Source organism: Caballeronia telluris, from assembly GCF_001544495.1.
In the GTDB taxonomy this organism is placed as follows: domain Bacteria; phylum Pseudomonadota; class Gammaproteobacteria; order Burkholderiales; family Burkholderiaceae; genus Caballeronia; species Caballeronia telluris.
Genome location: NZ_FCNZ02000021.1, coordinates 32208 through 58585, shown reverse-complemented (window position 1 = coordinate 58585; position 26378 = coordinate 32208). Strand labels below are relative to the sequence as shown.

Annotated in this window: 23 protein-coding genes; 18 read left to right on the top strand and 5 right to left on the bottom strand. The window is 64.3% G+C overall.

The features are described 5' to 3' along the window. The first annotated feature begins 144 nt into the window (after window positions 1–144). Window positions 145–1134: a protein-methionine-sulfoxide reductase catalytic subunit MsrP gene (msrP, locus tag AWB66_RS23735; RefSeq protein WP_087632556.1), complete on the top strand. Its 990-nt coding sequence runs from the start codon at window positions 145–147 to the stop codon at window positions 1132–1134. 9 nt (window positions 1135–1143) lie between these two features. Next, a complete protein-coding gene (gene msrQ, locus AWB66_RS23730; RefSeq protein ID WP_087632587.1) occupies window positions 1144–1791 on the top strand; it encodes a protein-methionine-sulfoxide reductase heme-binding subunit MsrQ in 648 nt (215 codons plus the stop codon). A gap of 46 nt (window positions 1792–1837) precedes the next feature. Here the strand turns inward: msrQ and lysA are convergent, their stop codons facing one another. Together lysA and lptM are read right to left on the bottom strand one after the other, a co-directional pair. Continuing rightward, window positions 1838–3100 carry a diaminopimelate decarboxylase gene (lysA, locus tag AWB66_RS23725; RefSeq protein WP_087632555.1) on the bottom strand — a complete coding sequence of 421 codons (1263 nt, stop codon included), beginning with the start codon at window positions 3098–3100 and terminating at the stop codon, window positions 1838–1840. Window positions 3101–3159: 59 nt separating this feature from the next. Beyond that, window positions 3160–3486 carry an LPS translocon maturation chaperone LptM gene (lptM, locus tag AWB66_RS23720; protein ID WP_087632554.1) on the bottom strand — a complete coding sequence of 109 codons (327 nt, stop codon included), beginning with the start codon at window positions 3484–3486 and terminating at the stop codon, window positions 3160–3162. Between the two features lie 35 nt (window positions 3487–3521). On the opposite strand from lptM, the gene cyaY reads away from it, so the two are divergent. Further along, on the top strand, window positions 3522–3839 hold the full coding sequence (cyaY, locus tag AWB66_RS23715; protein WP_087632553.1) for an iron donor protein CyaY: 318 nt from the start codon (window positions 3522–3524) through the stop codon (window positions 3837–3839). A gap of 49 nt (window positions 3840–3888) precedes the next feature. Here cyaY and AWB66_RS23710 read toward each other — a convergent pair whose 3' ends face one another. Continuing rightward, complete coding sequence (locus AWB66_RS23710; protein WP_087632552.1) at window positions 3889–6291, bottom strand: penicillin-binding protein 1A; 2403 nt, start codon at window positions 6289–6291, stop codon at window positions 3889–3891. A gap of 202 nt (window positions 6292–6493) precedes the next feature. Between AWB66_RS23710 and pilM the strand changes: the two genes are divergently transcribed. From pilM to ugpQ, 13 genes are all read left to right on the top strand, one after another. Beyond that, entirely contained in the window at window positions 6494–7489 is a 996-nt protein-coding gene (gene pilM / locus AWB66_RS23705; protein WP_087632551.1) for a type IV pilus biogenesis protein PilM, read from the top strand. Further along, window positions 7486–8136, top strand: coding sequence for a PilN domain-containing protein (locus tag AWB66_RS23700; protein ID WP_087632550.1), 651 nt, complete (start codon window positions 7486–7488; stop codon window positions 8134–8136). The genes pilM and AWB66_RS23700 overlap by 4 nt, the downstream gene beginning before the upstream one ends. Continuing rightward, a complete protein-coding gene (pilO, locus tag AWB66_RS23695) occupies window positions 8133–9002 on the top strand; it encodes a type 4a pilus biogenesis protein PilO (protein WP_087632549.1) in 870 nt (289 codons plus the stop codon). Before AWB66_RS23700 ends, pilO begins: the two co-directional genes overlap by 4 nt. Beyond that, the gene (locus AWB66_RS23690; protein ID WP_407642310.1) at window positions 8999–10585 is read left to right on the top strand and encodes a type IV pilus secretin PilQ; all 1587 of its coding nucleotides are present in this window, start codon (window positions 8999–9001) and stop codon (window positions 10583–10585) included. Before pilO ends, AWB66_RS23690 begins: the two co-directional genes overlap by 4 nt. A gap of 98 nt (window positions 10586–10683) precedes the next feature. Then, window positions 10684–11235 carry a shikimate kinase AroK gene (aroK, locus tag AWB66_RS23685; protein WP_087632548.1) on the top strand — a complete coding sequence of 184 codons (552 nt, stop codon included), beginning with the start codon at window positions 10684–10686 and terminating at the stop codon, window positions 11233–11235. Beyond that, complete coding sequence (gene aroB / locus AWB66_RS23680) at window positions 11235–12320, top strand: 3-dehydroquinate synthase (protein WP_200819051.1); 1086 nt, start codon at window positions 11235–11237, stop codon at window positions 12318–12320. The genes aroK and aroB overlap by 1 nt, the downstream gene beginning before the upstream one ends. A gap of 66 nt (window positions 12321–12386) precedes the next feature. After that, window positions 12387–13586, top strand: a complete 1200-nt coding sequence (locus tag AWB66_RS23675) for a deoxyguanosinetriphosphate triphosphohydrolase (RefSeq protein ID WP_087632547.1) — start codon at window positions 12387–12389, stop codon at window positions 13584–13586. Window positions 13587–13653: 67 nt separating this feature from the next. Next, window positions 13654–14979 carry a sn-glycerol-3-phosphate ABC transporter substrate-binding protein UgpB gene (ugpB, locus tag AWB66_RS23670; RefSeq protein ID WP_087632546.1) on the top strand — a complete coding sequence of 442 codons (1326 nt, stop codon included), beginning with the start codon at window positions 13654–13656 and terminating at the stop codon, window positions 14977–14979. Window positions 14980–15042: 63 nt separating this feature from the next. After that, window positions 15043–15927 carry a sn-glycerol-3-phosphate ABC transporter permease UgpA gene (ugpA, locus tag AWB66_RS23665; RefSeq protein ID WP_087632545.1) on the top strand — a complete coding sequence of 295 codons (885 nt, stop codon included), beginning with the start codon at window positions 15043–15045 and terminating at the stop codon, window positions 15925–15927. After that, window positions 15924–16769 carry a sn-glycerol-3-phosphate ABC transporter permease UgpE gene (ugpE, locus tag AWB66_RS23660; RefSeq protein ID WP_087632544.1) on the top strand — a complete coding sequence of 282 codons (846 nt, stop codon included), beginning with the start codon at window positions 15924–15926 and terminating at the stop codon, window positions 16767–16769. The genes ugpA and ugpE overlap by 4 nt, the downstream gene beginning before the upstream one ends. 17 nt (window positions 16770–16786) lie before the next feature. Continuing rightward, the gene (locus tag AWB66_RS23655) at window positions 16787–17098 is read left to right on the top strand and encodes an antibiotic biosynthesis monooxygenase family protein (protein WP_087632543.1); all 312 of its coding nucleotides are present in this window, start codon (window positions 16787–16789) and stop codon (window positions 17096–17098) included. A 3-nt stretch (window positions 17099–17101) separates the two neighbouring features. Beyond that, the gene (locus AWB66_RS23650; RefSeq protein WP_087632542.1) at window positions 17102–18187 is read left to right on the top strand and encodes a sn-glycerol-3-phosphate import ATP-binding protein UgpC; all 1086 of its coding nucleotides are present in this window, start codon (window positions 17102–17104) and stop codon (window positions 18185–18187) included. Window positions 18188–18207: 20 nt separating this feature from the next. Further along, window positions 18208–18951 (top strand): glycerophosphodiester phosphodiesterase, encoded by a 744-nt coding sequence (gene ugpQ, locus AWB66_RS23645; protein ID WP_087632541.1) that lies wholly within the window; start codon window positions 18208–18210, stop codon window positions 18949–18951. Between the two features lie 42 nt (window positions 18952–18993). On the opposite strand, the gene AWB66_RS23640 is transcribed toward ugpQ, so the two are convergent. Next, window positions 18994–19371, bottom strand: coding sequence for an ElaB/YgaM/YqjD family protein (locus AWB66_RS23640; RefSeq protein WP_087632540.1), 378 nt, complete (start codon window positions 19369–19371; stop codon window positions 18994–18996). A 286-nt stretch (window positions 19372–19657) separates the two neighbouring features. Next, window positions 19658–20383 carry an OmpW/AlkL family protein gene (locus AWB66_RS23635; RefSeq protein ID WP_087632584.1) on the bottom strand — a complete coding sequence of 242 codons (726 nt, stop codon included), beginning with the start codon at window positions 20381–20383 and terminating at the stop codon, window positions 19658–19660. Between the two features lie 202 nt (window positions 20384–20585). On the opposite strand from AWB66_RS23635, the gene AWB66_RS23630 reads away from it, so the two are divergent. Beyond that, the gene (locus AWB66_RS23630) at window positions 20586–21293 is read left to right on the top strand and encodes a transposase (protein WP_087632539.1); all 708 of its coding nucleotides are present in this window, start codon (window positions 20586–20588) and stop codon (window positions 21291–21293) included. 322 nt (window positions 21294–21615) lie between these two features. Beyond that, window positions 21616–26319, top strand: coding sequence for a glutamate synthase-related protein (locus AWB66_RS23625; RefSeq protein WP_087632538.1), 4704 nt, complete (start codon window positions 21616–21618; stop codon window positions 26317–26319). The last annotated feature ends 59 nt before the right edge of the window (window positions 26320–26378 follow it).

Here is a 26378-nt window from a genome sequence, read left to right as displayed (position 1 = left end):
CTAAAAACCGTCACGCAAATTCTGCTGGCGGTTTTTTTTCGCCATGCGCGGAATAGGCGCACCCGAAAGCCTGTTCGACCTTTATTACTGTCGGGAATGCGCGCGCCGGTCCGGCGCGGCGGCGTAACGGGAAGGGACTGCAAAATGTGGATCAAACGAGATCGTCAGCTTTACGGCGACGATATTGCGCGAAGCGAGATCACGCCGCGCGAAGTGTTCGAGAACCGCCGCCGCGTGCTGCGGGCGATGGGCGCGGTTGCTGCAACGGGACTGGTCGGCGCAAGCGGCGAAGCGTTCGCCGCCATGACCTCGCCGGACGCGAAGGGCCAGAAACTCGCGGCGACGATGAATTCGAAGTTCGTCGTCACCGATAAAGTCACGCCGTTCAAGGACATCACGTCGTACAACAACTACTACGAGTTCGGCACCGACAAGGGCGATCCCGTGCAGAACGCCCATTCGCTGCGGCCGAAGCCCTGGAAAATTTCCGTCGAGGGCGCGATCAAGAACCCGAAGGTGTACGACATCGACGAAATCCTGAAGCTCGCGCCGCTCGAGGAGCGCGTGTACCGGCTGCGTTGCGTTGAAGGCTGGTCGATGGTGATTCCGTGGATCGGCGTGTCGCTCTCGGAACTCATCCGGCGCGTCGAGCCGACGAGCAACGCGAAGTACGTGCAGTTCGTCACGCTCGCCGATCCGTCGCAGATGCCGGGGCTGTCCACGCCGATTCTCGACTGGCCGTATTCCGAAGGCCTGCGCATGGACGAAGCGATGAATCCGCTGACGTTGCTTACCGTCGGCCTGTACGGACAGGTTCTGCCGAACCAGAACGGCGCGCCGGTTCGCGTGATCGTGCCGTGGAAGTACGGTTTCAAGAGCGCGAAATCGCTGGTGAAAATCCGCTTCGTCGAAAAGCAGCCGCCGACGAGCTGGAACACCTACGCTCCGTCCGAATACGGCTTTTATTCGAACGTGAATCCGACCGTCGATCACCCGCGCTGGAGCCAGGCAACGGAGCGGCGCATCGGCGAGGACGGTTTTTTCCGGCCGAAGCGCAAGACGCTGATGTTCAACGGTTACGCCGATCAGGTCGCGTCGCTCTATCAGGGCATGGATCTGAAGAAGAATTTCTGAGTGGACCGCATGCCAACCGTATCCGATATCAAGCGGCCTGCTTCAAGGACCGCGAGCGGCGGCTGGGTCGCGCCGATGAAGGCGATCGTGTTCCTGGCGGCGTTCTATCCGCTCGCGCGCCTCGTGTTCCTCGGCGTGACGGACGGCCTCGGCGCCAATCCGATCGAATTCATCACGCGCTCGACGGGCCTCTGGACGCTCGTCTACCTGTGCACCACGCTCGCGATCACGCCCGCGCGGCGGCTGACCGGCGTGAATGGGCTCGTGCGCTTTCGCCGGATGCTCGGGCTCTTTGCGTTCTGCTATGCCGTGCTGCATTTCACGACGTACCTGTGGTTCGACAAATGGTTCGACGTCGCCGAAATCGTGAAGGACATCGGCAAGCGGCCGTTCATCACAGTGGGATTCGCGGCGTTCGTGCTGCTGATCCCGCTGGCGGCGACGTCGCCGAAAGCGATGGTGAAGAAGCTCGGCCGCCGCTGGCAGACGTTGCACCGGGCCATCTATGCAATCGCGACGCTCGCGATCCTGCATTTCTGGTGGATGAAGGCGGGCAAGCACGATCTGGTTCTGCCGAAGATTTACGGCGCGATCGTCGTGGCGCTGCTGGGCTGGCGGCTGATCGTATGGCTTCGGAGCAAGCGCGCGCGCGGATAAAAAAAGCGATGCCGAGGCATCGCTTTTTCATGAGCGCTCAGGAAGCTCAGTCCGGCAGGATCGATTCCCCGGCGAACAGTTGCTTCACGTCCTCGCGCTCGCGCACGAGGCGCGCGCGTTCGTGGTCGACCATCACCTCGGCGGCGCGCGCACGCGTGTTGTAGTTCGAGCTCATCACGAAGCCGTAGGCGCCGGCCGAGCAGATCGCAAGCAGGTCGCCCGGTTCGACGGCCAGTTCGCGCTCGCGTCCGAGCCAGTCGCCGCTTTCGCACACCGGTCCGACGACGTCATAGACGTGTGCCGCCACCGCGCGCTTCACGACCGGTACGATGCGATGGAACGCCTCGTACATCGCCGGGCGCGCGAGGTCGTTAATCGCGGCATCGACGATGGCGAAGTTCTTTTCCTCACCCGGCTTCAGATACTCGACGCGGGTCAGCAGCACGCCCGCGTTGCCGACGAGCGAGCGCCCCGGCTCGAAATACACTTCGCGCTGGCCGTGGCCGCGCTTCTCGATATGCGAGAGCATCGCGCGCACGAAATCGCCGATGTCGGGCGGCGTCTCGTCGTCGTACGTAATGCCGAGGCCGCCGCCGACGTCGACGTGACGAATCTGCGCGCCGTCCGCCTCGACTTGCTCGACGAGTTCGAGCAATTTGTCGACGGCATCGAGGTACGGACTGATTTCGGTGATCTGCGAGCCGATATGGCAGTCGATCCCGATCACATCCAGGTTCGACATCGCGGCGGCTTCGCGGTAAGTCGCGCGTGCGTCCGCGAACGCGACGCCGAACTTGTTCGACTTCAGACCGGTGGAAATATACGGATGCGTTTTCGCATCGACGTCCGGATTCACGCGCAGCGACACGGGCGCTTTCTTGCCCGCCGCCTTCGCCACGTCGTTCAGCGCGTGCAGTTCCGGAATCGATTCGACGTTGAAGCACTTGACGCCCGCGTCGAGCGCCTCGCGCATTTCGGCCGCCGTTTTACCGACGCCCGAGAACACCGTGTCTTCGGCTTTGCCGCCCGCGGCCAGCACGCGCGCCAGTTCGCCCGACGAGACGATGTCGAAGCCCGCGCCCAGTCGCGCGAACACGTTGAGCACCGCGAGATTGCTGTTCGCCTTCACGGCGACGTGGATTTTGGCGCGACGGCCATCGCAGGCATCCGCGTAGGCGCGATAGGCGGCGGTTAGCGCGCTGCGCGAATAGACGTAAAGCGGCGTGCCGAACTGGTCGGCGAGCGAAGCGGCGGATACCCCTTCGGCGTGCAATACGTCGTCGACGTAGGAGAATGCGGATTGAGTCATGCGAAACCTGGGGAACGGTGAAGCGTCGGAATCAATGGGCCGGAATCAACAGGCCAGATTCAATTGGACGACGATGCGGCTTTGGGTGCCGAAGCACCGGATTTCAGATCCGTGTCCGGTGAAAGCGTGAGCGGCTCTCCCGAGGTATCGGGCACGGAGTCGTCGTCGGATGCGCCGGGCGCCTTGCGGTTTCTCGACGCCGTTTCACCGGTCGGCGTGACATCGGACGGCGGCGCTTCCTGGAGATCGCCCGGACGTTGGGGCAATGGCGGCGTGGTCGGAAGATAGAGCGGACCGCGCTGACCACACCCGCCGAGCGCGCCCGCCGTGACGGCGGAAACGGCCAAAGCCGTTACAATCGCGCTCATCCTGAAAACGACTCGCATGACTGTCCCTGAATAAATAATCGCTGGAGTTTAGCATGACCGACCAGGAATACCTGACCCTCGCCGAGGCCGCGCTGACGGCCATCGAACGCTCAGTGGACAAGGCGGAAGCGGATATCGAATTCGAGCGCAGCGGCAATGTTCTGACGCTGGAATTCGAGAATCGCACGAAGCTGATCGTCAATTTGCAGCCGCCGAAACACGAGATCTGGCTGGCCGCGAAGGCGGGCGGATTTCACTACAAATTCGTCGACGGCCAGTGGCGCGACACGCGCGACAACTCCGAATTCTTCGCGACGCTGACGAAATACGCGACGGAACAGGCGGGCGAGCCGGTCAGTTTTTCGGCCTGACCGGCGCGCTCAGGCAAGCGCGCGGTTCGCGCGCCTGCCCGAGGCTGCGTTATTGGCTCTTGAACAGGTTCATGATGTCCTGCTTTTCCTGCTCGCCGACGTCGGGCGTCGGCGCCGCCACGCCCGCGACGCCTCCTTCCGACGGCTGCGCCTGACTCACACCGATCGTCGCGACAAAGCCGTGTCCCGGCGTCATGTCGTCGTAATACAGTTCGCCGCCGAGCGATGTCACGTCGGGCGGCTGCTGTGCGCGCCATTCCGGCACGCCGCGCAACGCGCGCGACATGTAATCCATCCACACCGGCAGCGCGAGCCCGCCGCCCGTTTCCTTGTCGCCGAGCGTGCGCGGATTGTCGTAGCCGATCCACGCAATCGCCACGAGCGAATGCTGGTAGCCCGCGAACCAGGCATCGCGTGAATCGTTCGTCGTGCCCGTCTTGCCGGCGAGATCGCCGCGCTTCAACTCATTCGTCTTCGCGCCCGTGCCGCGCTGCGCGACGCTCTGCAAGAGGCTGTTCATCACATACGCGTTGCGCGGCGGGATCGCGAGCGGCGCACTTTCTTGCGCGACGAGCGGCTGCGGATGCGAAACGACGGCGCCGCGCGGATCGGTGATATCGGCGATCAGGTACGGATTCACGCGATATCCGCCGTTCGCGAACACCGAATATGCGGTCGCCATCTGCAACGGCGTGACGAGACCGGCGCCGAGCGCCATCGGCAGATAGGCCGGATGGCGGTCGGCGTCGAAGCCGAACTTCGTGATGTACTGCTGCGTGTATTTCGTGCCGATCTGGTTCAGGATGCGGATCGACACCAGGTTGCGCGACTTCTGCAGCGCCTGACGCATGCTCATCGGGCCGTCGAAGCCGCCGCCGTAGTTCTTGGGCTCCCACGGCTGGCCGCCGGTTTCGGCGGCGCTGAAGAAAAGCGGCGCGTCGTTGATGATGGTCGCGGGCGACAATCCCTTTTCCAGCGACGCCGAGTACACGAACGGCTTGAAGCTCGACCCCGGCTGGCGCCAGGCCTGCGTGACGTGGTTGAACTTGTTCTTGTTGAAGTCGAACCCGCCGACGAGCGCGCGGATCGCGCCGTCCTGCGGTACCACCGACACGAGCGCGCCTTCCACCTGCGGCAATTGCGTGATGATCCAGGCGCCGTCGTCGTTTTTCATGAGTCGGACGATCGCGCCCGGCCGGATGCGCTGGTTCGGCTGCGCGCGCGTCGAGAGCGCGTTCGACACGAACCGCAGATTGTTGCCTTCGATCGTCGCCACGTTGCCGTCGATGAAGCTCGCCTTCACCTGCTTCGTGCTCGCGGACGTCACCACCGCCGCGACGAGTTCGCCGTTGTCCGGATGCTCGGCGAGCGCGTCGTCGATGGCCTGTTCGCGCTCGTCGGCGTTCGCGGGCAGCTCGATGAAACCCTCCGGCCCGCGATAGCCGTGACGGCGCTCGTAATCCATGAGGCCCTTGCGCACCGCGCGATAGGCGGCGTCCTGGTCGGCGGAATCGATGGTCGTCACGACGTTCAGGCCGCGCGTATAGGCTTCCTCGCGGTACTGCGCGTACATCATCTGCCGGACCATTTCCGCGACGTACTCCGCGTGCACGCTGAACTCGCGGCCGGCGCCCTTCACGACGAGTGGCTGCTTCGCCGCCTGGTCGTACTCGTCCTGCGTGATGTAGCGCAGCTCCAGCATCCGCTGCAGGATGTACTCCTGGCGCACCTTCGCGCGCTTCGGATTGACCACCGGGTTATACGCGGACGGCGCCTTCGGCAGGCCCGCGAGCATCGCCGACTCGGCGAGCGACACGTCCTTCAGGTCCTTGCCGAAATAGACGCGCGCGGCGCTCGCGAAACCGTACGCGCGCTGGCCGAGATAGATCTGATTCATGTAGACCTCGAGAATCTGATCCTTCGTCAGCGCCCGCTCGATCTTGTAAGCGAGCAGCATCTCGTAGATCTTGCGCGTGTAGGTCTTCTCGCTCGACAGGAAGAAATTGCGCGCCACCTGCATCGTGATCGTGCTCGCGCCCTGCGACGCGTGCCCGTTCGTCAGCGCGACGGTGCCCGCGCGAAGGATGCCGGTCAGATCGACGCCGCCGTGGTCGTAGAAGCGCGCGTCCTCGATCGCGAGAATCGCTTTTTTCAGATGATCGGGCACGTCCTGGATGCGCACGACGCTGCGCCGTTCCTCGCCGAATTCGCCGATCAGCACGTGATCGGCCGTATAGATTCGCAGCGGCACCTTGGGCCGGTAGTCGGTGAGCGCGTCGAGCGACGGCAGGTTCGGCTGGGCCACGACGAGCGCATAACCGAGGACGAGCCCCGCACTGATGACCAGCGCGAAAATACAGACGAAAAGTCCCAGAAAAAGCCGCAGCAACAGCGGGCGCTTCTTCCGCTTGGGCGGCTGGGACGGCGGGGTCGACGGGGTAGAGGATTGCATAGCACCACCAAAAAACGGTCCCGCGATTATAGCTGCCTGGCTTTACCGGCTTTGTCATGAAGGGTACGCAGCGCGCGGCGCACGCGACGCGTAACGCTTGCGTTGGCCATTCGGACGAATGTTCGCCGGGCGCTGCCCTCACCACAATTCTCCTACTGCAAGCGGCCGAACGGTTCGGCGCGATGAAACGTAGGAGGCGGGAATGAGCGGGAAAGAAGCGTTGCGCGGATCGGTGCTGGCGGTCACGCGCCGGTACGCAGCGGGAATCGATGTGAGCGAACGGGCGGTGCGCGTGGCGGTGGTGAGCCGGCGGCTGCGGGCGAACGGGCCGGTGTGCGTCGAGCATCTGGAGTCGGTGCCGCTCGAAGCGGGGGCGGTGATCAACGGCGATTTCATCGACCGTCACGCGGTGGCCGCCGCCTTGCGCGAGGCGTTCGGGCGGCTGCCCGCGCGCGGCACGTGGCGCGCGCTGCGTTGCGCGATCGGACTGCCGGCATCCGCGACGCTGATGACGCGCGTGCCGATCTCGCGGCTGATCGAGGCGCACGAGAGCGCGACGGGCGGCCGCGATCCGCTCGGGCTGCTCGAACCGGCGGTGCTCGCCGAAGCCGAGCGCGCCGCGGGCATCGAGCGCGCCGCGCTGGCGGTCGACTGGTCGGTCGAACCGCAGGACGACGGATGCGCGCAGGTGTCGATTGCGGCGACCGCGCGTCAGCACGTGGAATCGCGTGTCGAGACGGCGGCCATGGCGGGCATCTCGCTGTCCGCGATCGACGGCGAACCCGCTGCCGCACTGCGCGCGATGCGTCACGCGGGCACGATCGAAATCGATTCGCGTGACCATTACATCGCGTGCTGGGCGGATGGAACCGGACTCTACGCGTGGCTCGTCGGCGAGGACGGCGTGGAGAACGAACTGCGCTATCCGGCGCCCGAATATTCCTCCGTCATGGACGCGCTGCGCGATCTGGTCGGCGAGAAAGGGCCGCCTGACTGGGTGTTCATCGGCGGCGATGTCGACCTGCTGACGCGTGCCGGTTGCACGCCGGCGCAGCTTGCCGAAATCCTGCGCTGCCCCGTGCTGCCGTTCGAATGCGCGCCGTTCTGCAACGGCGCGAGTGCCATCGACGAAACGCTGCGCCACTCGCCGCGCTTTGCGGTCGCGTTCGGACTTGCGCTCCGCGAGGTGATGCAATGACTGGCCTCGTACTGGTCGATGGATTCAACGTCCTGCCGTACCGGACGAAAAAGCGGCGGGAAGCGCGCAACCGGCGGCTCACGGCGCTCGCCGCCGCTGCGCTCGCGGGCTGCGCGGCCGTCGGCGTGGCGGCGGGCTGGGACGCGTTGGACCGCGCGCGGCTCGACGAGCGGCGCCTGGCGCTCGAAGCGTCCTTGCGCGCGTCGGGCGCGAAAGTGGCCGAGCACGGCCGCCTGACCGAAGCCGAAGCGCAGCGGCGCCGCGCGCGCGATACCGCCGTGCCGCTCGCCGCGCCGGCGGCGCGCTTTCTTGCGTTGCTCGATGCGCTCGCCGAAGCGCAGCAGGGCGGCGTCGCTTTGCAGCGCGTGTCGCAGCAGACGAACGCGGTCGAACTTGCCGCGTTCGCGTCCGATTCGCAGGCGGCGGCGCGCTGGCTCAAGCTTCTCGAGGCCGTGCGCGGCGTGGAGGCGGTCGAAGTCGTCGAAATGAAGCGGCCGGTTCCGGCGCCGCTGCGTGGGAAAGCGGCGCCGACGCCCGGTATCGCGAGCGGCTACGAATTCACCGCGCTCGTGCGATGGACGGTCGAGACGCCGCTCGCGCAACAGAAGAAGGCTCTTATGGCATCGGCCAAAAGGAGTTCGAAATGAGCACGCTCCCGATCAATCTCAACCGACCGATTCGGCGTGACAGCCGTCTCAAGCGACTGATCCTTGAACCGATCGACTTGTGGAGCCGCAGGCGGATGATTCTCAGCGCGGTCGCGATCGGCGTGACGATGGGGGCGCTTGGCCTGTACGCGTACCGGACGTCGGGCGCGAGCGGGCTGGACGCCAGCCGCGCGGCGCTCGATGAAGCGCAACAGCGCACGCAGCGAACCAAAAAAATGCTCGACGCCCTGCCGGAGTTGCGCAGGCGCGCGGCCTTGCCCGAGAACGCGTCCGCGCGCTGGAGCATGGCCGATGCGCTGCACGCGGTCTCGACGATAGCCGGGCAAGGCGGGCTGCGGCTCGGCTCCATCGTGCCCGTCGCGGCTGCGAAGAGCGGCACGCCGGAGGGCGAGCGGGCGCTGAAGCTGCGGGCGGAGGGCACGTTTGGCGAAGTGCGCCGTTTTCTCGACGCGCTCGGCGCGTTGCCGCGCCTCGTCGTCGCCGATGCCGTGCAGTTGAAGCGCGGGCCGGATTCGCTGACGTTCGAGGCGACGTTGCGCGTTTTCGACACGCTGCCCGCGGTCGCGCGCCGTGCGAACGCCGACGCTCGCGATGCCTCGCTCATCGATCCGTTCGGCAAGGAAGGCCCCGGGTCAGGACTGGCGGGCGACATGCTGCTCGTCGGGACGCTGCTCGGCCGCGAGCGCGCGATGGCGCTGATCGAGACGGCGAAGGGCGTCGATGGCTTTGCGATCGGCCAGATGATCGGTGACGAACGGCTCGGTCGCGTCCACGTTCGTTCGATCGACGTTTCGCGCGACGGCGGCGGCTCGCGTTCAGTGTCCTTCGTGGAGGATCGCCCGTGAAAGCGCATGCATCGATCAAGACGCGGCGGCGAACGCTCGCCGTCGCCGCCGTTCTGCTGTGCCGGGCGCTCGCCGCCGAAAGCGCGGTTCCGCCGCTGCCGCCGCTGCCCTCGTTGAACGATACGCTGTCGACCGACCAGTTCGCCGTCGACACGACCGTGCCGCCGGTTCCTGTTGTGGCATCGACGGAACCGGGCGACGCCGACGCGCCGGATTCGGCGTGGCTCGCGCCCGCCGAGAAGCCCGCGGCGCCGGCCTCTCCTGCGGCCGCGAATGCCGCGGCCATCGACGCAGCGCCGCTGGAAGGTCCGCCGGTGCCGCTGCCGCCGCTCCAGCGCTTGAGCCGCGCCGACACATCGCCGGCGAACGCAAGCGGCGACGGCAAGCCGATCACGCTGAACCTGAAAAACGCCGATTTGCCCGCGGTGCTTCAGACGTTCGCGAAGTTCTCGGGGCTCAACATCGTCGCGAGCGAGAAGATTCGCGGGCTGGTCACGATCAATCTGACGAACGTGCCGTGGCGGCGCGCGTTCGACACGCTGCTCGAAGTGAACGGCCTCGCGATGGAGCGCCACGGCGACGTGATCTGGGTCGCGCCACTCACGGAACTGGCGGCGCGCGAAAAGCTGCGCTTCGAGGCGCACGCGCGCGCGGCCGATCTCGAACCACTCGCGAGCCGCACCTTCGCGCTGCGCTATCCGCGCGCCGAGGATGTCAAGAAGCTCCTGACGGGCACGGGTAGCCAGCGCGTGCTGTCCAAGCGCGGCGCGGCGATGGCGGATTCGCGCACCAACCTGCTCTTCGTCACCGACCTCGACGCGCGGATCGCGCAGATCGCGGAACTGATCGCGCGCATCGACAAGCCGACGCCGCAAGTAATGATCGAGGCGCGCATCGTCGAGGGCGACGCCGGCTTTTCGCGCAATCTGGGCGTCAAGCTGTCGATGACGGCGCCCGGCGATTCGCCGCGCGGCGTCGTGGGCGGCAAGGACGGCGCGATCTACGACCTGTCGGCGCGGCCGATTTCCGGTTTCGACGCCGCGACGGCCGGTCTCACTTTGTTCGCCGCGCAGGCGACGCGGCTCCTGAACGTCGAACTGAGCGCGCTGGAGGCGGAGGGGCGCGGGCAGATCGTGTCGAGTTCGCGCGTCATCACGGCGGATCGCGTGAAGGCGCTCGTCGAGCAGGGGACGGAGCTTCCTTATCAGGCGAAGGTCGGAAACGGCGTGTCGGGGGTGCAGTTTCGGCGCGCTGCGCTCAAACTGGAGGTCGAACCACAGATCACGCCGCATGGGCGCGTGATCCTGGACCTGGATGTCTCGAAGGACAGCGTCGGCGAAGAGACCGCCGCCGGGCCCGCGATCAACACGAAACACGTGCAGACGCGCGTCGAAGTGGAAGACGGCGGGACAGTGGCGATCGGAGGCATCTATTCCGCAGACGAGAGAGACGACGTGACGGGCGTGCCGCTGCTGTCGAAAATCCCGGTCGTCGGCTGGCTTTTCAGGCACGACGCGCGACGCAGCTCGAAGAGCGAACTGGTGATCTTCATCACGCCGCACGTCGTGACGCCGCCCGGCTGACGAACCCTGCCGGAAGGGCGCCCAGACTCGACAAAGCGGGCGGTTTGCCCTTAAGCTGCCGCACGAACAAAATTCAGATTCACCTTAAAGGAACCGAGTTGCAGGCCGGGCACGCGAACGCGAACATCTTTTTTGTCGGACTCATGGGGGCGGGAAAAACCACCGTGGGCCGTGCGGTTGCGCGCCGTTTGCAGCGATCGTTCATCGATTCCGACCACGAGATCGAGGCGCGCACCGGCGCGCGGATTCCGGTCATCTGGGAACTGGAAGGCGAGGAAGGATTCCGGCAGCGCGAGGCGAGCGTCATCGACGAACTGTCACAGCGCGACGGCATCGTGCTCGCCACCGGCGGCGGCGCGATACTGCGTCCGGAGAATCGCGAAAATTTGAAAAATCGCGGCATCGTCGTTTATCTGCGTGCAAATCCGCATGATCTCTGGCAGCGCACGCGCCGTGACAAGAATCGCCCGCTTTTGCAGACTGACGATCCGCGCGGAAAGCTCGAAGCGCTCTTCGCGACGCGCGATCCGCTCTATCACGACTGCGCGCATTTCGTCGTCGAGACCGGGCGTCCGACCGTGAACGCACTCGTCAATATGGTCCTGATGCAACTGGAGATGGCCGGCGTCGTCAAACCGGCTGAGTCATAATGTCCGCCATGATTACCGTCAACGTCGAACTGGGCGAGCGCGCCTATCCCATCCATATCGGTGCCGATCTCATCGGGCGGACCGAACTCTTCGCGCCGCACATCGCCGGATCGTCGGTCGCGATCGTCACCAATTCCACCGTCGATCCGCTTTACGGCGAGACGCTGCGCGCCGCGCTCGCGCCGCTCGGCAAGAAAGTGACGACTGTCGTCCTGCCGGACGGCGAGGTGCACAAGAACTGGGAAACGCTCAACCAGATCTTCGATTCGCTGCTGACCGAACGCGCCGACCGCAAGACGACGCTGATCGCGCTCGGCGGCGGGGTCGTCGGCGACATGACGGGTTTTGCCGCGGCGTGCTACATGCGCGGCGTGCCCTTCATTCAGGTGCCGACCACGCTGCTCTCGCAAGTCGATTCGTCGGTCGGCGGCAAGACCGGGATCAACCATCCGCTCGGCAAGAACATGATCGGCGCGTTCTACCAGCCGCAAGCCGTGATCGCCGACATCGGCGTGTTGCGCAGCCTGCCGCAACGCGAACTCGCGGCCGGGCTCGCCGAAGTGATCAAGACGGGCGCGATCGCGGACGCGGAATTCTTCCAGTGGATCGAAGCCAACATCGACGCGCTCAATCGCTGCGACGAGCCAGCGCTCGCGCACGCGGTCAAGCGTTCGTGCGAGATCAAGGCGTCGGTCGTCGCCGCCGACGAACGCGAAGGCGGACTGCGCGCGATCCTCAATTTCGGCCACACGTTCGGCCACGCGATTGAAGCCGGCCTCGGCTACGGCGAATGGCTGCACGGCGAGGCGGTCGGCTGCGGGATGGTGATGGCGGGCGATCTGTCGGTGCGGCTCGGCAAGCTCGACGAAGCGTCGCGCCGGCGTCTCGTCGACGTGATCGCGGCGGCGAAGCTGCCGGTCAAGGCGCCCGTGCTCGGCGCGGACCGTTATATCGACCTGATGAAGGTCGACAAGAAAGCCGAGGCGGGCGAGATCAAATTCATCCTGCTGACGCGCTTCGGCGACACGCAGATCACGAGCGCACCCGACGACGCGGTGCGCGCGACACTCGCGGCCAGCGTCTGAGCGCGCGCGCGGCGGCCGGAACACGATGATGATGCGGAGCAGCCGGTGAGCGAAACAGAACGAAAGATGTCCGTGGGCACGCCCGCAGCGTTCGCGCTGGAAGCGCATCTCGCCGCCTACGCCGCGCATTCCGAGACCTCACGCGGCCGCCGCTTTTCCGAAACTCCGCCTTCGGCTCGCACCGAGTTCCAGCGCGATCGCGATCGCATCGTGCATTCCACCGCGTTTCGTCGGCTCGAATACAAGACGCAGGTCTTCGTGAATCACGAAGGCGACCTGTTCCGCACGCGCCTCACGCACAGTCTCGAAGTCGCGCAGATCGCGCGGTCGGTGGCGCGCAATCTGCGCGTGAACGAAGACCTCGTCGAGGCGATTTCGCTCGCGCACGATCTCGGCCACACGCCGTTCGGCCATGCAGGCCAGGATGCGCTGCACGAATGCATGCGCGATCACGGCGGCTTCGAACACAACTTGCAGAGTCTTGCCGTCGTCGACCAGCTCGAAGAACACTACGGCGCGTTCAACGGCCTCAACCTCTGTTTCGAAACCCGCGAAGGTATCCTCAAGCATTGCTCGCGCGAGAACGCGCGCAAGCTGGGCGAACTCGGCGAGCGCTTTCTGACGGGCAAGCAGCCGTCGATCGAAGCGCAGATCGCAAATGTTGCCGACGAAATCGCGTACAACAATCACGACGTCGACGACGGCCTGCGCTCCGGCTTCATCACGCTCGATCAGCTGGCCGAAGTGAGCCTGTGGCACACGCATCACGAGGCGGCGAAGAGCGAATTTCCGCGCATCGACGGGCGGCGGCTGATCCACGAGACGATTCGCCGCATCATCAACACGCTGATCGTCGATCTGATCGACACAACGAGCCTGCATCTCGCGCGCGTGCGCCCCGAGTCGATCGACGACGTGCGCAATGCGCCGCCGATCGTCGCGCATAGCGACGAAATCGCGTCGCAGGCGGCCGCGCTCAAGCGTTTCCTGTTCAAGAACCTGTACCGTCACTACCGCGTGATGCGCATGGCGAACAAGGCGCAGCGCGTCGTGGCCGGCCTCTTCGAGGCGTTCACCGACGACCCGCGCCTGTTGCCGCCCGCGTATCAGGCGCGCGGCCCGGTGGCGGAGGAATCGGCGAACGATCCTGCCGCGCCCACTTACGACAGCTCGCAGGCGCGCCTGATCGCGCATTACATCGCGGGCATGACCGATCGCTATGCATTGAAGGAATATCAACGCCTGTTTGTCATCGACGATAACTAGAATCGGCGCTTTTTCCATGTTGCTCCTGCCGCATGGGCGTCCGCTTCACCAAAACGGAGACGTATCGATGAGTTTCAAGCCCTTGTTTCGCTCGATTTCCGCCGCCGCCGTGCTTGCTTTCGGCGCCAGCACAGTCGCGCAGGCCGCGACGGAAATCCAGTTCTGGCACGCGATGGAAGCCGCGCTCGGCGAACGCGTGAACGACATCGCGAACGATTTCAACGCGTCGCAGAGCGACTACAAGATCGTACCGGTGTTCAAGGGCACCTACGACCAGACGCTTGCGGCGGGCATCGCCGCGTATCGCAGCGGCAACGCGCCCGCGATCCTGCAGGTCTATGAAGTCGGCACGGCCACGATGATGCAGGCGAAAAAAGCCGTGATTCCCGTATCGGACGTGTTCAAGCAAGCAGGCGTGCCGCTCGACGAGAAGACGTTCGTGCCGACCATCGCCGGCTATTACAGCGACGCAAAAACCGGCCATCTGATCTCGATGCCGTTCAACAGTTCGACGCCCGTTCTCTACTACAACAAGGAAGCGTTCAAGAAGGCCGGCCTTGACCCGAATCAGCCGCCGAAGACCTGGGCCGACGTCGAGGCCGACGCGAAGAAGCTGAAGGCGTCGGGCCTGTCGTGCGGCTATTCCTCGGGATGGCAAAGCTGGATTCAGCTCGAGAACTACAGCGCGTGGCATGCCGCGCCGTTCGCAACGAAGAACAACGGCTTCGACGGCGCGGACGCCAAGCTCGAATTCAACAAGCCGTTGCAGGTCGCGCACATCCAGTTCCTTCAGGACATGGCGAAGGAAGGCACGTTCACCTACGTCGGTCGCAAGGACGAACCCGTCTCGAAGTTCTATAGCGGCGACTGCGGGATCATCACGAACTCGTCGGGCTCGCGCGCCACCATCAAGAAGTACGCGAAGTTCGATTTCGGCGTCGGCATGATGCCCTACGACGCGAGCGTGAAGGGCGCGCCGCAGAACGCGATCATCGGCGGCGCGAGCCTCTGGGTGCTCGCGGGCAAGGACCCGGCGGTCTACAAGGGCGTCGCGAAGTTCCTCGCGTATCTCAGTTCGGCGCCGGTCGCCGCGAAGTGGCATCAGGATACGGGCTACCTGCCGGTCACGACGGCCGCCTACGATCTCACCAAGAGCCAGGGCTTCTACGACAAGAATCCCGGTGCCGACGTCGCGATCAAACAGATGCTGAACAAGCCGCCGCTGCCGTACACGAAGGGCCTGCGCCTTGGCAACATGCCGCAGATCCGCACGGTCGTCGACGAGGAACTCGAACAGGTCTGGGCACAGAAGAAGTCGCCGAAGGATGCGCTCGATTCGTCCGTCTCGCGCGGCGACGACTTGCTGCGCCGTTTCGAGAAAGCCGGCAGCTAGGTTCAGCGCGGCCGGGCTCAGATGAAGCCCGGCCGCTCATCTTTCGCGCTTCAGGAATCGTCGATGGAAAAGCGGTCTCGTTTCAACACGAGCGTGTTGCCGTATCTGCTGGTCGCGCCGCAACTCGCGATCACGGCGCTCTTCTTTCTGTGGCCCGCCGGCGAAGCGCTCTGGCAGGCGACGCAGAGTCAGGACGCATTCGGCACGTCGAGCGAATTCGTCGGGCTTGCCAACTTCAGGCAGCTCTTCAACGATCCGCTCTACTTGTCGTCGTTTAATACGACGCTGATTTTCTGCTCGCTCGTCACCGTGTCCGGGCTCGTGATTTCGCTGCTGCTAGCCGCGTGCGCCGATCGCGTCACGCGCGGCGCGAAGGCGTATCAGACGCTTTTGATCTGGCCGTACGCGGTCGCGCCCGCCATCGCCGCCGTGTTGTGGTCGTTCCTCTTCAACCCGAGCATCGGGCTCGTGACATACGCGCTCTCGAAGTACGGCATCGTGTGGAATCACGCGCTGAACGGCTCGCAGGCGATGTTCCTCGTCGTGCTCGCGTCGGTGTGGAAGCAGGTCAGCTACAACTTCCTGTTCTTCTACGCGGGCTTGCAGGCGATTCCGCGCTCGCTGATCGAAGCCGCCGCCATCGACGGCGCCGGGCCCGTGCGGCGCTTCTTCGGCATCGCGCTGCCGTTGCTTTCGCCGACGAGCTTCTTCCTGCTCGTCGTGAACCTCGTGTATTCGTTCTTCGACACGTTCCCCGTGATCGACGCAGCGACGGGCGGCGGCCCGGCGCAATCGACGAAGACGCTGATCTACAAGATCTTCGCCGAAGGTTTCCAGGGACTCGACATCGGCAGTTCGGGCGCGCAGTCGGTGGTGCTGATGGCGATCGTGGTCGGCTTGACGGTCATCCAGTTCCGCTTCGTCGAGCGCAGGGTGCAATACTCATGATCGAAAATCGACGCGGTTTCGATATCTTCTGCCACGCGGTGCTGATCGTCGGCGTGGTGCTCGTCGTGTTTCCGGTGTACGTCGCGTTCTGCGCGGCCACGATGAACGAGAAGGAAGTGTTCAGCGTGCCGCTTTCGCTGATCCCGAGCACGCATCTGTTCGAGAACATCGCGAACATCTGGACGCACGGCAGCGGCAACGCGGCGGCGCCGTTCGGGCGCATGCTGGTGAACAGCCTCGTGATGGCGCTCGTGATTTCGATCGGGAAGATCGCCGTGTCGATGATCTCGGCTTACGCGATCGTGTTCTTCCGCTTCCCGTTCAAGAACCTGGCGTTCTGGCTGATCTTCGTCACGCTGATGCTGCCCGTCGAAGTGCGCATCTTTCCGACCGTGCAAGTCGTCTCGTCGATGCATCTTTCGAATACCTATGCGGGGCTCACGCTGCCGCTGATCGCATCGGCGACGGCGACGTTCCTGTTCCGCCAGTTTTTCATGACGCTGCCGGACGAACTGATGGAGGCGGCGCGCATCGACGGCGCGGGGCCGCTGCGTTTCTTCTGGGACGTCGTGCTGCCGCTCTCGAAGACGAACATCGCCGCGCTTTTCGTCATCACGTTCATCTACGGCTGGAATCAGTATTTGTGGCCGATCCTGATCACGAGCCAGCAGTCGCTGCAGACGGCGGTGGTCGGCATCAAGAGCATGATCGCTTCCGGCGATACCGCCACCGAATGGCATCTCGTGATGAGCGCGACGCTGCTCGCGATGCTGCCGCCGCTCGTCGTCGTGCTGACGATGCAGCGCTGGTTCGTGCGCGGACTCGTCGACTCGGAAAAATAATCGGAGACCTATCAGACATGATTCTTGAAATCGCGCAGTTGCCCGTCAAGGCGGGCGAAGAAGCCGCGTTCGAAGCGGCATTCGAAAAAGCGCAGAAGATCATCGCGGCGCAACCGGGCTATCGCTCGCACGAACTCGCGCGCGGCGCCGATGCGAACAACGGTTCGCGTTACGTGCTGCTCGTGCGCTGGGATTCGGTCGAGGCGCACGATCCGGGTTTCCGGCAGTCCGCCGACTATCAGACATGGCGCGAGTTGCTGCATCGCTTCTACGAACCCGGCATCGCGGTCGCGCATTTCGCGACGGTCGTGGGCAGGCTCGAGAGCTAGTCGATGGCCGCTCTGACTCTCAACGCCGTCAAGAAAAGCTACGACGGCAAGCAGTTCGTGTTGCACGGCATCGACGTCGCGGTCGAGGACGGCGAGTTCGTCGTGATGGTCGGGCCGTCGGGATGCGGTAAATCGACGCTCTTGCGCATGGTCGCGGGCCTCGAAAGTGTATCGGAAGGCACGATTTCGATCGCCGGCAAGGTCGTGAACAAGCTGGAGCCGAAGGATCGCGACATCGCGATGGTGTTCCAGAACTACGCGCTCTATCCGCACATGAGCGTCGCGCAGAACATGGCGTATGCGCTGAAGATCGGCGGCGTGGACCGTGCGACCATCGACAAGCGCGTCGCGAACGCCGCGCGCATACTCGAACTCGAACCGCTCCTCGCGCGCAAGCCGCGCGAGTTGTCCGGCGGACAGCGGCAACGCGTCGCGATGGGCCGCGCGATTGTGCGCGAACCGGCCGTGTTTCTCTTCGACGAACCGCTCTCGAATCTCGACGCCAAGCTGCGCGTGCAGATGCGCCTCGAAATCCAGCGCCTGCATGCGCGCCTCGCGACGACGAGTCTCTACGTCACGCACGACCAGATCGAAGCGATGACGCTCGCGCAACGCGTGATCGTGATGAATCGCGGCCGCGCCGAGCAGATCGGTCCGCCGACCGAAGTCTACGAACGGCCGGCTACGGTGTTCGTCGCGAGCTTCATCGGCTCGCCGGCGATGAATCTGCTCGAAGGACGCGTGTCGGAAGATGGTTCGGCGTTCGAAGTGGCGGGTAACGGTCCGAAGTTGCCGCTGGCGGGCGCGCAGGGCGTCACGCGCGAGATGAACGGACGCGAATGGATCGTCGGCATTCGGCCCGAACACATGACGCCGGGGCAACCGGGCATCACCCATGTGACGCTCGACGTCGATTCGTGCGAACTGCTCGGCGCCGACAATCTCGCGCACGGCAAGTGGGGCAAGCACGATGTGGCGGCGCGCTTGCCGCACGCGCACCGTCCGGCGCGCGGCGAGGCGTTGCAGGTGGCGCTGCCGGCGCATCGGCTCCATTTCTTCGATCCGGCGACCGGCCTGCGCGCGAACTGAAGCATGACGGAGGCACGATCATGAGAACCTGGCCCTATCCGCGCGTCGTCGCGCATCGTGGCGGCGGCAAGCTCGCGCCGGAGAACACGCTGGAAGCGATCGACACCGGCGCGCGTCTCGGCCTGAAGATGATCGAATTCGACGCGAAGCTTTCCGCCGACGACGTCGTGTTCCTGCTGCACGACGACGACGTCGATCGCACGTCGAATGGGCATGGCGCGGCGAAGTCGATGAGCTACGCGCAGCTTGCGCAACTCGACGCGGGAAGCTGGTTCGACGCGACCTTCGCGAACGCGCGCATGCCGACGCTCGAACAAGTGGCTGCGCGCTGCGCGCAGCATGGACTGGCGGCCAATGTCGAGATCAAGCCGTGCGAGGGGCGCGACGTGGACACGGGGCGTGTCGTCGCGCAGGAGGCGGCGCGCCTGTGGAGCGATCAGGGGCCTGCACCTTTGCTGTCGTCGTTTTCATTCGCGGCGCTGGAGGCCGCTCTAGACGCCGCGCCCGGACTGCCGCGCGGCATGCTCTACGAGGAGATTCCGCACGACTGGCGGTCGCAGACCGCGGCACTCTCCTGCGTGTCGCTGCACGCGGATCACCGCCAGCTTAATGAGGCGCTCGTCGGCGAAATCAAGGATTCGGGGCTGCGGATTCTTGCCTACACGGTCAACGATCCCGGGCGTGCGCGCGAACTTGCGCGATGGGGCGTCGATGCGATCTGCACGGACCGCATCGACATCATTGGCGCGGACTTCCTCGAATAGCCGAAGAAAAGCGCGCGCCCGGTCCGCGTTAGAACGGTCGGGTCAGCGCGCGCGGGCCAGCAGCACGCCCGCCACCAGCGCGAGTCCGCCGACGAGCGCAATCGTCTGCCAGGGTTTCTCGTGGAGGTAGGCGTCGGCGTCCGTGAACGCGGCGTTCACGCGCTCGCGCATCGCGAGATGCGTGTCGTTCAGACGGGTGCGCGCTGTGTCGAGACGGTTCTTGATTTGCGAGCGCAACACGGCGGCATCGGCCGACGCGCCGTTCGTGAGCGTCTGCTCGAGTTCCGAAAGCAGCGTGCGCAGTTCGCTGCCGATATCCTCTGCTGCCTCGCGGCCATGACGAGCCATTCGGCGTGCCCGACGGCTGGTCGAACTCCAGGAATCTCCGATGGCGCCGCGCGTATTGGGAAGTGCGTTCATAGAATCGCTCCGTCGATGGATGAATCGTGGATGGGCCGCACTGTGCGGTGGGAAACCCGTTTAGCAGCAAGTTGGATGCCGGTTGACCGCCGACGTTCAACGGAACGTCGACAAGGGCTGCAATTGCCGCGCGCGTCGCGTGAGCTTGCGCGTCGTGCGTAAGAAATGCAATCGACCGCGCGGCGTCCAGTCACATTTACAAGGTGCGCACGCAATGAAAACGCCGCCATTGCATGCAATGGCGGCGTCGAATGTTGCAGGCCGTCGGCACGGCAAGCACTCTGCTTCAGAACTTGTAGCCGACCTTCAGGTACGTCACGATCGGATTGAGCGTGATCCGCGCTTCCGACTTCACATTGAGCGTGCCCACGGGCGTCTGTGCCTGCGTGCTGAGCTTGGCGGTGGCCTTCATCGGAATGTAGGAGACGGAGAGTCCCGCGAACCAGTGCTCGGTGAACGCGTAATTGAAGCCCACATTAAAAACGGGCGCCCACGAACTATCCGTGTCGACGCTGGTCGGACCATGCAGCACGCCACTCTCGAACGAACTGTTCGTGATCTTGGCGTCCGTGAACCACGTATGGGTCACGCCGATACCGACGTACGGGCGAAACTTCGATTGCGGGCTGAGGAAGGAATACTTGAACAGCAGCGTCGGGCTCCACTGCTTGGCGGTCCCGAGCGTGCCGTAATGTTCGAGGGAGCCGGTGCCTTTCAGATCGAACTTGGGGGGAATCCCCATTTCGAGTTCTGCGGCAATATGGTCGGTGATGAAGTAGCCGACGGTGAAACCGGCGGTGTCGGCGTCAGAGAGTCCGGCGCCCGTGCCCGGTACGCTGATATTGACGGGCGTTCCGCCTACACTTGTTTCTTTGAGCGGACCGCTGCTGTCCTGCGGTGCAAGATGAAACCAGCCTGTCGTAACGTAGATGGACCCTGCGGATTGCGCGTGAGCTGCCGTCGATATGCAAGCCAGCGCCGCCGCTCCTGTTATGACTTGTTTTATTTTCAATTTGTGCTCCTCCAGAAAAAGCACGCTCATTATGAACACATCATTTCAAAGTAACCATAGCGAAGCCGTAGAGCATTTTCCCTAGCAGCAGAGCGGCTTCAGGGCCTGGCGGCGCGCCGTTTGAAGATCTCGATCGACACGCCGGCGCGGCTTGCAGAGCGCCCCTTAAGGGTGAACACCAACGCGACTACGGAAATTCAGCATGGCACGGCTTGCACGACTCTATGTTCCCGAACAGCCGCAGCATGTCATCCTGCGCGGTCTCGACCAGCAGCCCGCTTTCGTCGACGACCAGGACTACGAGCTCTTCCTCGACTGCCTCAGAACGGCTTCACGCGATCATCAACTCGCCATCCACGCTTATGCGCTGATGCCCGGCGCGGTGCATCTGCTCGTCACGCCGCGCGACGAATCCAGTCTGCCCAAGGCGATGCAGGCAGTGGGCCGTCGCTACGTCGCGCACTTCAACCGCCGCTACACGCGACGCGGCACCCTTTGGGAAGGCCGCTACCGCGCGACGGTGATCGAAGGCGAACGCTACTTCCTGCTCGCGAGCCGCGTCGTGGAGATGGCGCCCGTGCGCGCGCAACTCGCCGCCGCTCCCCAGGACTACAAGTGGTCGAGCTATCGGCATCACATCGGTCTGACGCTCGACAGCCTCATCACCGACCATCCGCTCTACTGGTCGCTCGGCAACACGCCTTTCGAACGTCAGCACGCGTACAAGGAGCTGTGCGAACAACCACTCGACGAGCGCGAAGCCAATCGTCTGTTGCAGGCAACACTCAAAGGCTGGGTGCTCGGCAGCGATTCGTACCGCGAATGGGCGGGGCGGGCCGCCAACCGTCGCGTGTCGCCGCTGCCGCGCGGCCGGCCTCGGAAAATCCGCGAAACTCCTCAGACTCAATAACGGCGCGGGCCGCCAAAGCTGAAGCGGTTTACGAAACGGCGTCTCGAATGCGGAGAAGCCGTTTATTTTTTGCGTTTGACTATGTTTCCCCAATTAAATGGGGCATATCTGCACCATAACGATAATAGGTGCCAGATCATCAGGTTTTATTTGCCATCGTCTTGATTCGTCGCGTATATTTCGAATTCCGGCGTTTTTGGTGCGTTGCGGCGCACGGAGCACGACCGGCTTCGCGGCTTCGGTATGCGGTTCGAAGCGCAGGCGCAGGCGACAAGAATATGGTTCAACGGCCCCACGGCCCCTCACAAAAGACGGTGTCCCCATGAACGATCAACAGCAGCCGGTCATCGGTTCGCTTCCCGCCGCGCAGGGCATGTACGACCCCGCCAACGAGCACGACGCCTGCGGCGTCGGCTTCGTCGCGCATATCAAGGGCAAGAAGAGCCACGAGATCATTCAGCAGGGTCTCAAGATCCTCGAAAATCTCGACCACCGGGGCGCCGTCGGCGCCGATCCGCTGATGGGCGACGGCGCGGGCATCCTGATCCAGGTGCCGGACGGCTTCTATCGCGAGGAAATGGCGAAGCAGGGCGTGACGCTGCCGCCCGCGGGCGAATATGGCGTCGGCATGATTTTTCTGCCGAAGGAACATGCGTCGCGGCTCGCGTGCGAGCAGGAGCTGGAGCGCACCGTGAAGGCCGAAGGCCAGACCGTGCTCGGCTGGCGCGACGTGCCGGTCGATTCCACCATGCCGATTTCGCCCACCGTCAAGGCGAGCGAGCCGCTGATCCGCCAGATTTTCATCGGCCGCGGCAAGGACATCGTCGTGACGGACGCGCTCGAGCGCAAGCTGTACGTGATCCGCAAGACCGCGAGTCACCGCATCCAGGCGCTCAAGCTCAAGCACGGCAAGGAATATTTCGTGCCGTCGATGTCGGCGCGCACGGTCGTCTATAAAGGGCTGCTGCTGGCCGGTCAGGTCGGCGTGTATTACCGCGATCTGCAGGATGATCGCGTGGTTTCGGCGCTCGCGCTCGTGCACCAGCGCTTCTCGACGAACACGTTCCCGGCGTGGGAACTGGCTCACCCGTACCGGATGATCGCCCACAACGGCGAAATCAACACGGTGAAGGGCAACGTCAACTGGCTGAACGCGCGCACCGGCGCGATCGCTTCCTACGTGCTCGGCGACGACCTGCCGAAGCTCTGGCCGCTGATCTACCCGGGCCAGTCGGACACGGCGTCGTTCGACAACTGTCTCGAACTGCTCGTGATGGCGGGCTATCCGCTCGTCCACGCGATGATGATGATGATTCCGGAAGCGTGGGAGCAGCACACGCTGATGGACGACAACCGCCGCGCGTTCTACGAATACCACGCCGCGATGATGGAACCGTGGGACGGCCCCGCCGCGATCGCGTTCACGGACGGCCGCCAGATCGGCGCGACGCTCGACCGTAACGGCCTGCGCCCCGCGCGTTTCCTCGTCACCGATGACGATCTCGTGATCCTCGCGTCGGAATCGGGCGTGCTGCCGATTCCCGAATCGAAGATCGTGAAGAAGTGGCGCCTGCAGCCGGGCAAGATGTTCCTGATCGACATGGAGCAGGGCCGCATCATCGAGGACAAGGAACTCAAGGACAATCTCGCGAACGCGAAGCCGTACAAGAGCTGGATCGACGCGGTGCGCATCAAGCTCGACGAAATCGAGCCGAAGGCCGAGGAAGTCGAGACGCAGCGTCGCGAAGCCGCCGCCTTGCTGGATCGCCAGCAGGCGTTCGGCTACACGCAGGAAGACCTCAAGTTCCTGATGGCGCCGATGGCGCAGTCGGGCGAGGAAGCCGTCGGCTCGATGGGCAACGACTCGCCGCTCGCGGTGATGTCGAGCAAGAACAAGACGCTCTATCACTACTTCAAGCAACTGTTCGCGCAAGTGACGAACCCGCCGATCGACCCGATCCGCGAAAACATGGTGATGTCGCTCGTGTCGTTCGTCGGCCCGAAGCCGAACCTGCTCGACACGACCAACATCAACCCGACGATGCGTCTGGAAGTGTCGCAGCCCGTACTCGACTTCAAGGACATCGCGAAGATCCGCGCCATCGACAAGTACACCGGCGGCAAATTCAGCTCGTACGAACTGAACATCTGCTATCCGGTCGCGTGGGGCAAGGAAGGCGTGGAAGCGCGCCTCGCTTCGCTGTGCGCGGAAGCCGTCGACGCCGTGAAGTCCGGCTACAACATGCTGATCGTGTCGGACCGCAAGATGGACCGCGACAACGTCGCGATTCCGGCGCTGCTCGCCACCTCGGCGATTCATACGCACCTCGTGCAGCACGGCCTGCGCACGAGCACGGGCTTGGTCGTGGAAACCGGCTCGGCGCGCGAGACGCACCACTTCGCGCTGCTCGCGGGCTACGGCGCGGAAGCCGTGCACCCGTACCTCGCGCTCGAAACGCTCGCGCAGATGGCCTCCGGCCTGAAGGGCGACCTGTCGGCCGACAAGGCGATCTACAACTACACGAAGGCGGTCGGCAAGGGCTTGCACAAGGTCATGTCGAAGATGGGCATTTCGACCTACATGTCCTACACCGGCGCGCAGATTTTCGAAGCGGTCGGGCTGGCGAGCGATCTCGTCGAGCAATATTTCAAGGGCACGGCGTCGAAGGTCGGCGGCATCGGCATCTTCGAGGTCGCGGAAGAAGCGATTCGCCTGCATCGCGACGCGTTCGGCGACAACCCGGTCCTCGCGACGATGCTCGACGCAGGCGGTGAATATGCCTATCGCGTGCGCGGCGAAGAACACATGTGGACGCCGGACGCCATCGCGAAGCTCCAGCATTCGGCGCGCAGCAACTCGTACCAGACGTACAAGGAATACGCGCACCTCATCAACGACCAGACGAAGCGTCACATGACGTTCCGCGGCCTCTTCGAGTTCAAGGTCGATCCGCACAAGGCGATCGCGCTCGACGAAGTGGAGTCGGCGAAGGAAATCGTCAAGCGTTTCGCGACGGGCGCGATGTCGCTCGGCTCGATCAGCACGGAAGCGCACGCGACGCTCGCGGTCGCGATGAACCGCATCGGCGGCAAGTCGAACACGGGCGAGGGCGGCGAGGACGAGAAGCGCTATCGGAACGAACTGCGCGGCATTCCGATCAAGAACGGCGACACGATGAAGTCCGTGATCGGCGACGAAGTCGTCTCCGACATCCCGCTGAAAGACGGCGATTCGCTGCGCTCGAAGATCAAGCAAGTGGCGTCCGGACGCTTCGGCGTGACCGCGGAATATCTGTCGTCGGCCGATCAGATCCAGATCAAGATGGCGCAGGGCGCGAAGCCAGGCGAAGGCGGCCAACTGCCGGGCCACAAGGTGTCCGAGTACATCGGCAAGCTGCGTTACTCGGTGCCGGGCGTCGGCCTGATTTCGCCGCCGCCGCACCACGACATCTATTCGATCGAAGACCTGGCGCAGTTGATTCATGACCTGAAGAACGCGAATTCGTCGGCGAGCATTTCGGTGAAGCTCGTGTCGGAAGTGGGCGTCGGCACGGTCGCGGCGGGCGTCGCGAAGGCGAAGGCCGATCACGTCGTGATCGCGGGCCACGACGGCGGCACGGGCGCTTCGCCCCTGTCGTCGCTCAAGCACGCGGGCACGCCGTGGGAACTCGGTCTCGCGGAGACGCAGCAGACGCTCGTGCTGAACCGCCTGCGCGGACGCATCCGCGTGCAGGCCGACGGCCAGATGAAGACCGGCCGCGACGTCGTCATCGGCGCGCTGCTCGGCGCGGATGAATTCGGCTTCGCGACGGCGCCGCTCGTCGTCGAAGGCTGCATCATGATGCGCAAGTGCCACCTGAACACGTGCCCGGTCGGCGTCGCGACGCAAGATCCGGTGCTGCGCGCCAAGTTCACCGGCCAGCCGGAACACGTCGTGAACTTCTTCTTCTTCATCGCGGAAGAAGTGCGCGAGATCATGGCGCAACTGGGCATCCGCAAGTTCGACGACCTGATCGGTCACGCAGAACTGCTCGACATGAAGAAGGGCATCGAGCACTGGAAAGCGAAGGGACTCGACTTCTCGCGCGTCTTCTATCAGGTGCCGCAGCAGGGCGAAATCCCGACGCGTCATGTCGACGTGCAGGATCACGGTCTCGATAAGGCACTCGACCATGTTCTCATCGAGAAGTCGAAGGCGGCGATCGAGAAGGGCGAGCACGTTTCGTTCATCCAGCCGGTGCGCAACGTGAACCGCACGGTCGGCGCGATGCTTTCGGGTTTGATCGCGAAGAAGTACGGCCACGACGGACTGCCGGACGACACGATCCACATCCAGCTGAAGGGCACGGCAGGCCAGAGCTTCGGCGCGTTCCTCGCGAAAGGCGTGACGCTCGATCTCGTCGGCGACGGCAACGACTACGTCGGCAAGGGCCTGTCGGGCGGGCGCATCATCATTCGCCCGACCAACGACTTCCGCGGCAAGTCCGAGGAAAACATCATCTGCGGCAACACGGTGATGTACGGCGCGATCGAAGGCGAATCGTATTTCCGCGGCGTCGCGGGCGAGCGTTTCTGCGTGCGCAACTCGGGCGCGACGGCGGTCGTCGAAGGCACGGGCGACCACGGCTGCGAATACATGACGGGCGGCACGGTCGTCGTGCTCGGCGAAACCGGGCGCAACTTCGCGGCGGGCATGTCGGGCGGCGTGGCCTTCGTCTACGACCCGGACGGCTCGTTTGCCGGCAAGTGCAACAAGTCGATGGTCTCGCTCGATCCGGTTTTGCAACAGGCCGAACAGGAACGCACGATCGACCGCGCGCTGTGGCACGCGGGTCAGACCGACGAAGCGCTGTTGAAGGGCCTGATCGAGCGTCACTTCCAGTTCACTGGTTCGCCGCGCGCGAAGGCGCTGCTGGAGAACTGGGATGCGTCGCGCCGGCAGTTCGTGAAGGTGTTCCCGACCGAATACAAGCGCGCGCTCGGCGAACTCGGCGCGAAGAAGGCCAATCAGGCGATGGCGGCCTGAGCGGCTGCTTCGAATAGACAGAAGGGCTCTCCGGCGCACGACGCCGGAGAGCCACGTTC

Coding starts and splice junctions, on each gene's coding strand:
- AWB66_RS23625 (WP_087632538.1), top strand. CDS start 21,616: ATGAACGATCAACAGCAGCCGGTCATCGGTTCGCTTCCCGCCGCGCAG.
- msrP (WP_087632556.1), top strand. CDS start 145: ATGTGGATCAAACGAGATCGTCAGCTTTACGGCGACGATATTGCGCGA.
- lysA (WP_087632555.1), bottom strand. CDS start 3,100: ATGACTCAATCCGCATTCTCCTACGTCGACGACGTATTGCACGCCGAA.
- pilM (WP_087632551.1), top strand. CDS start 6,494: ATGAGCGGGAAAGAAGCGTTGCGCGGATCGGTGCTGGCGGTCACGCGC.
- ugpE (WP_087632544.1), top strand. CDS start 15,924: ATGATCGAAAATCGACGCGGTTTCGATATCTTCTGCCACGCGGTGCTG.
- AWB66_RS23650 (WP_087632542.1), top strand. CDS start 17,102: ATGGCCGCTCTGACTCTCAACGCCGTCAAGAAAAGCTACGACGGCAAG.
- ugpB (WP_087632546.1), top strand. CDS start 13,654: ATGAGTTTCAAGCCCTTGTTTCGCTCGATTTCCGCCGCCGCCGTGCTT.
- AWB66_RS23630 (WP_087632539.1), top strand. CDS start 20,586: ATGGCACGGCTTGCACGACTCTATGTTCCCGAACAGCCGCAGCATGTC.
- lptM (WP_087632554.1), bottom strand. CDS start 3,486: ATGCGAGTCGTTTTCAGGATGAGCGCGATTGTAACGGCTTTGGCCGTT.
- msrQ (WP_087632587.1), top strand. CDS start 1,144: ATGCCAACCGTATCCGATATCAAGCGGCCTGCTTCAAGGACCGCGAGC.
- pilO (WP_087632549.1), top strand. CDS start 8,133: ATGAGCACGCTCCCGATCAATCTCAACCGACCGATTCGGCGTGACAGC.
- AWB66_RS23700 (WP_087632550.1), top strand. CDS start 7,486: ATGACTGGCCTCGTACTGGTCGATGGATTCAACGTCCTGCCGTACCGG.
- AWB66_RS23710 (WP_087632552.1), bottom strand. CDS start 6,291: ATGCAATCCTCTACCCCGTCGACCCCGCCGTCCCAGCCGCCCAAGCGG.
- AWB66_RS23655 (WP_087632543.1), top strand. CDS start 16,787: ATGATTCTTGAAATCGCGCAGTTGCCCGTCAAGGCGGGCGAAGAAGCC.
- ugpA (WP_087632545.1), top strand. CDS start 15,043: ATGGAAAAGCGGTCTCGTTTCAACACGAGCGTGTTGCCGTATCTGCTG.
- aroB (WP_200819051.1), top strand. CDS start 11,235: ATGTCCGCCATGATTACCGTCAACGTCGAACTGGGCGAGCGCGCCTAT.
- AWB66_RS23675 (WP_087632547.1), top strand. CDS start 12,387: ATGTCCGTGGGCACGCCCGCAGCGTTCGCGCTGGAAGCGCATCTCGCC.
- cyaY (WP_087632553.1), top strand. CDS start 3,522: ATGACCGACCAGGAATACCTGACCCTCGCCGAGGCCGCGCTGACGGCC.
- AWB66_RS23640 (WP_087632540.1), bottom strand. CDS start 19,371: ATGAACGCACTTCCCAATACGCGCGGCGCCATCGGAGATTCCTGGAGT.
- ugpQ (WP_087632541.1), top strand. CDS start 18,208: ATGAGAACCTGGCCCTATCCGCGCGTCGTCGCGCATCGTGGCGGCGGC.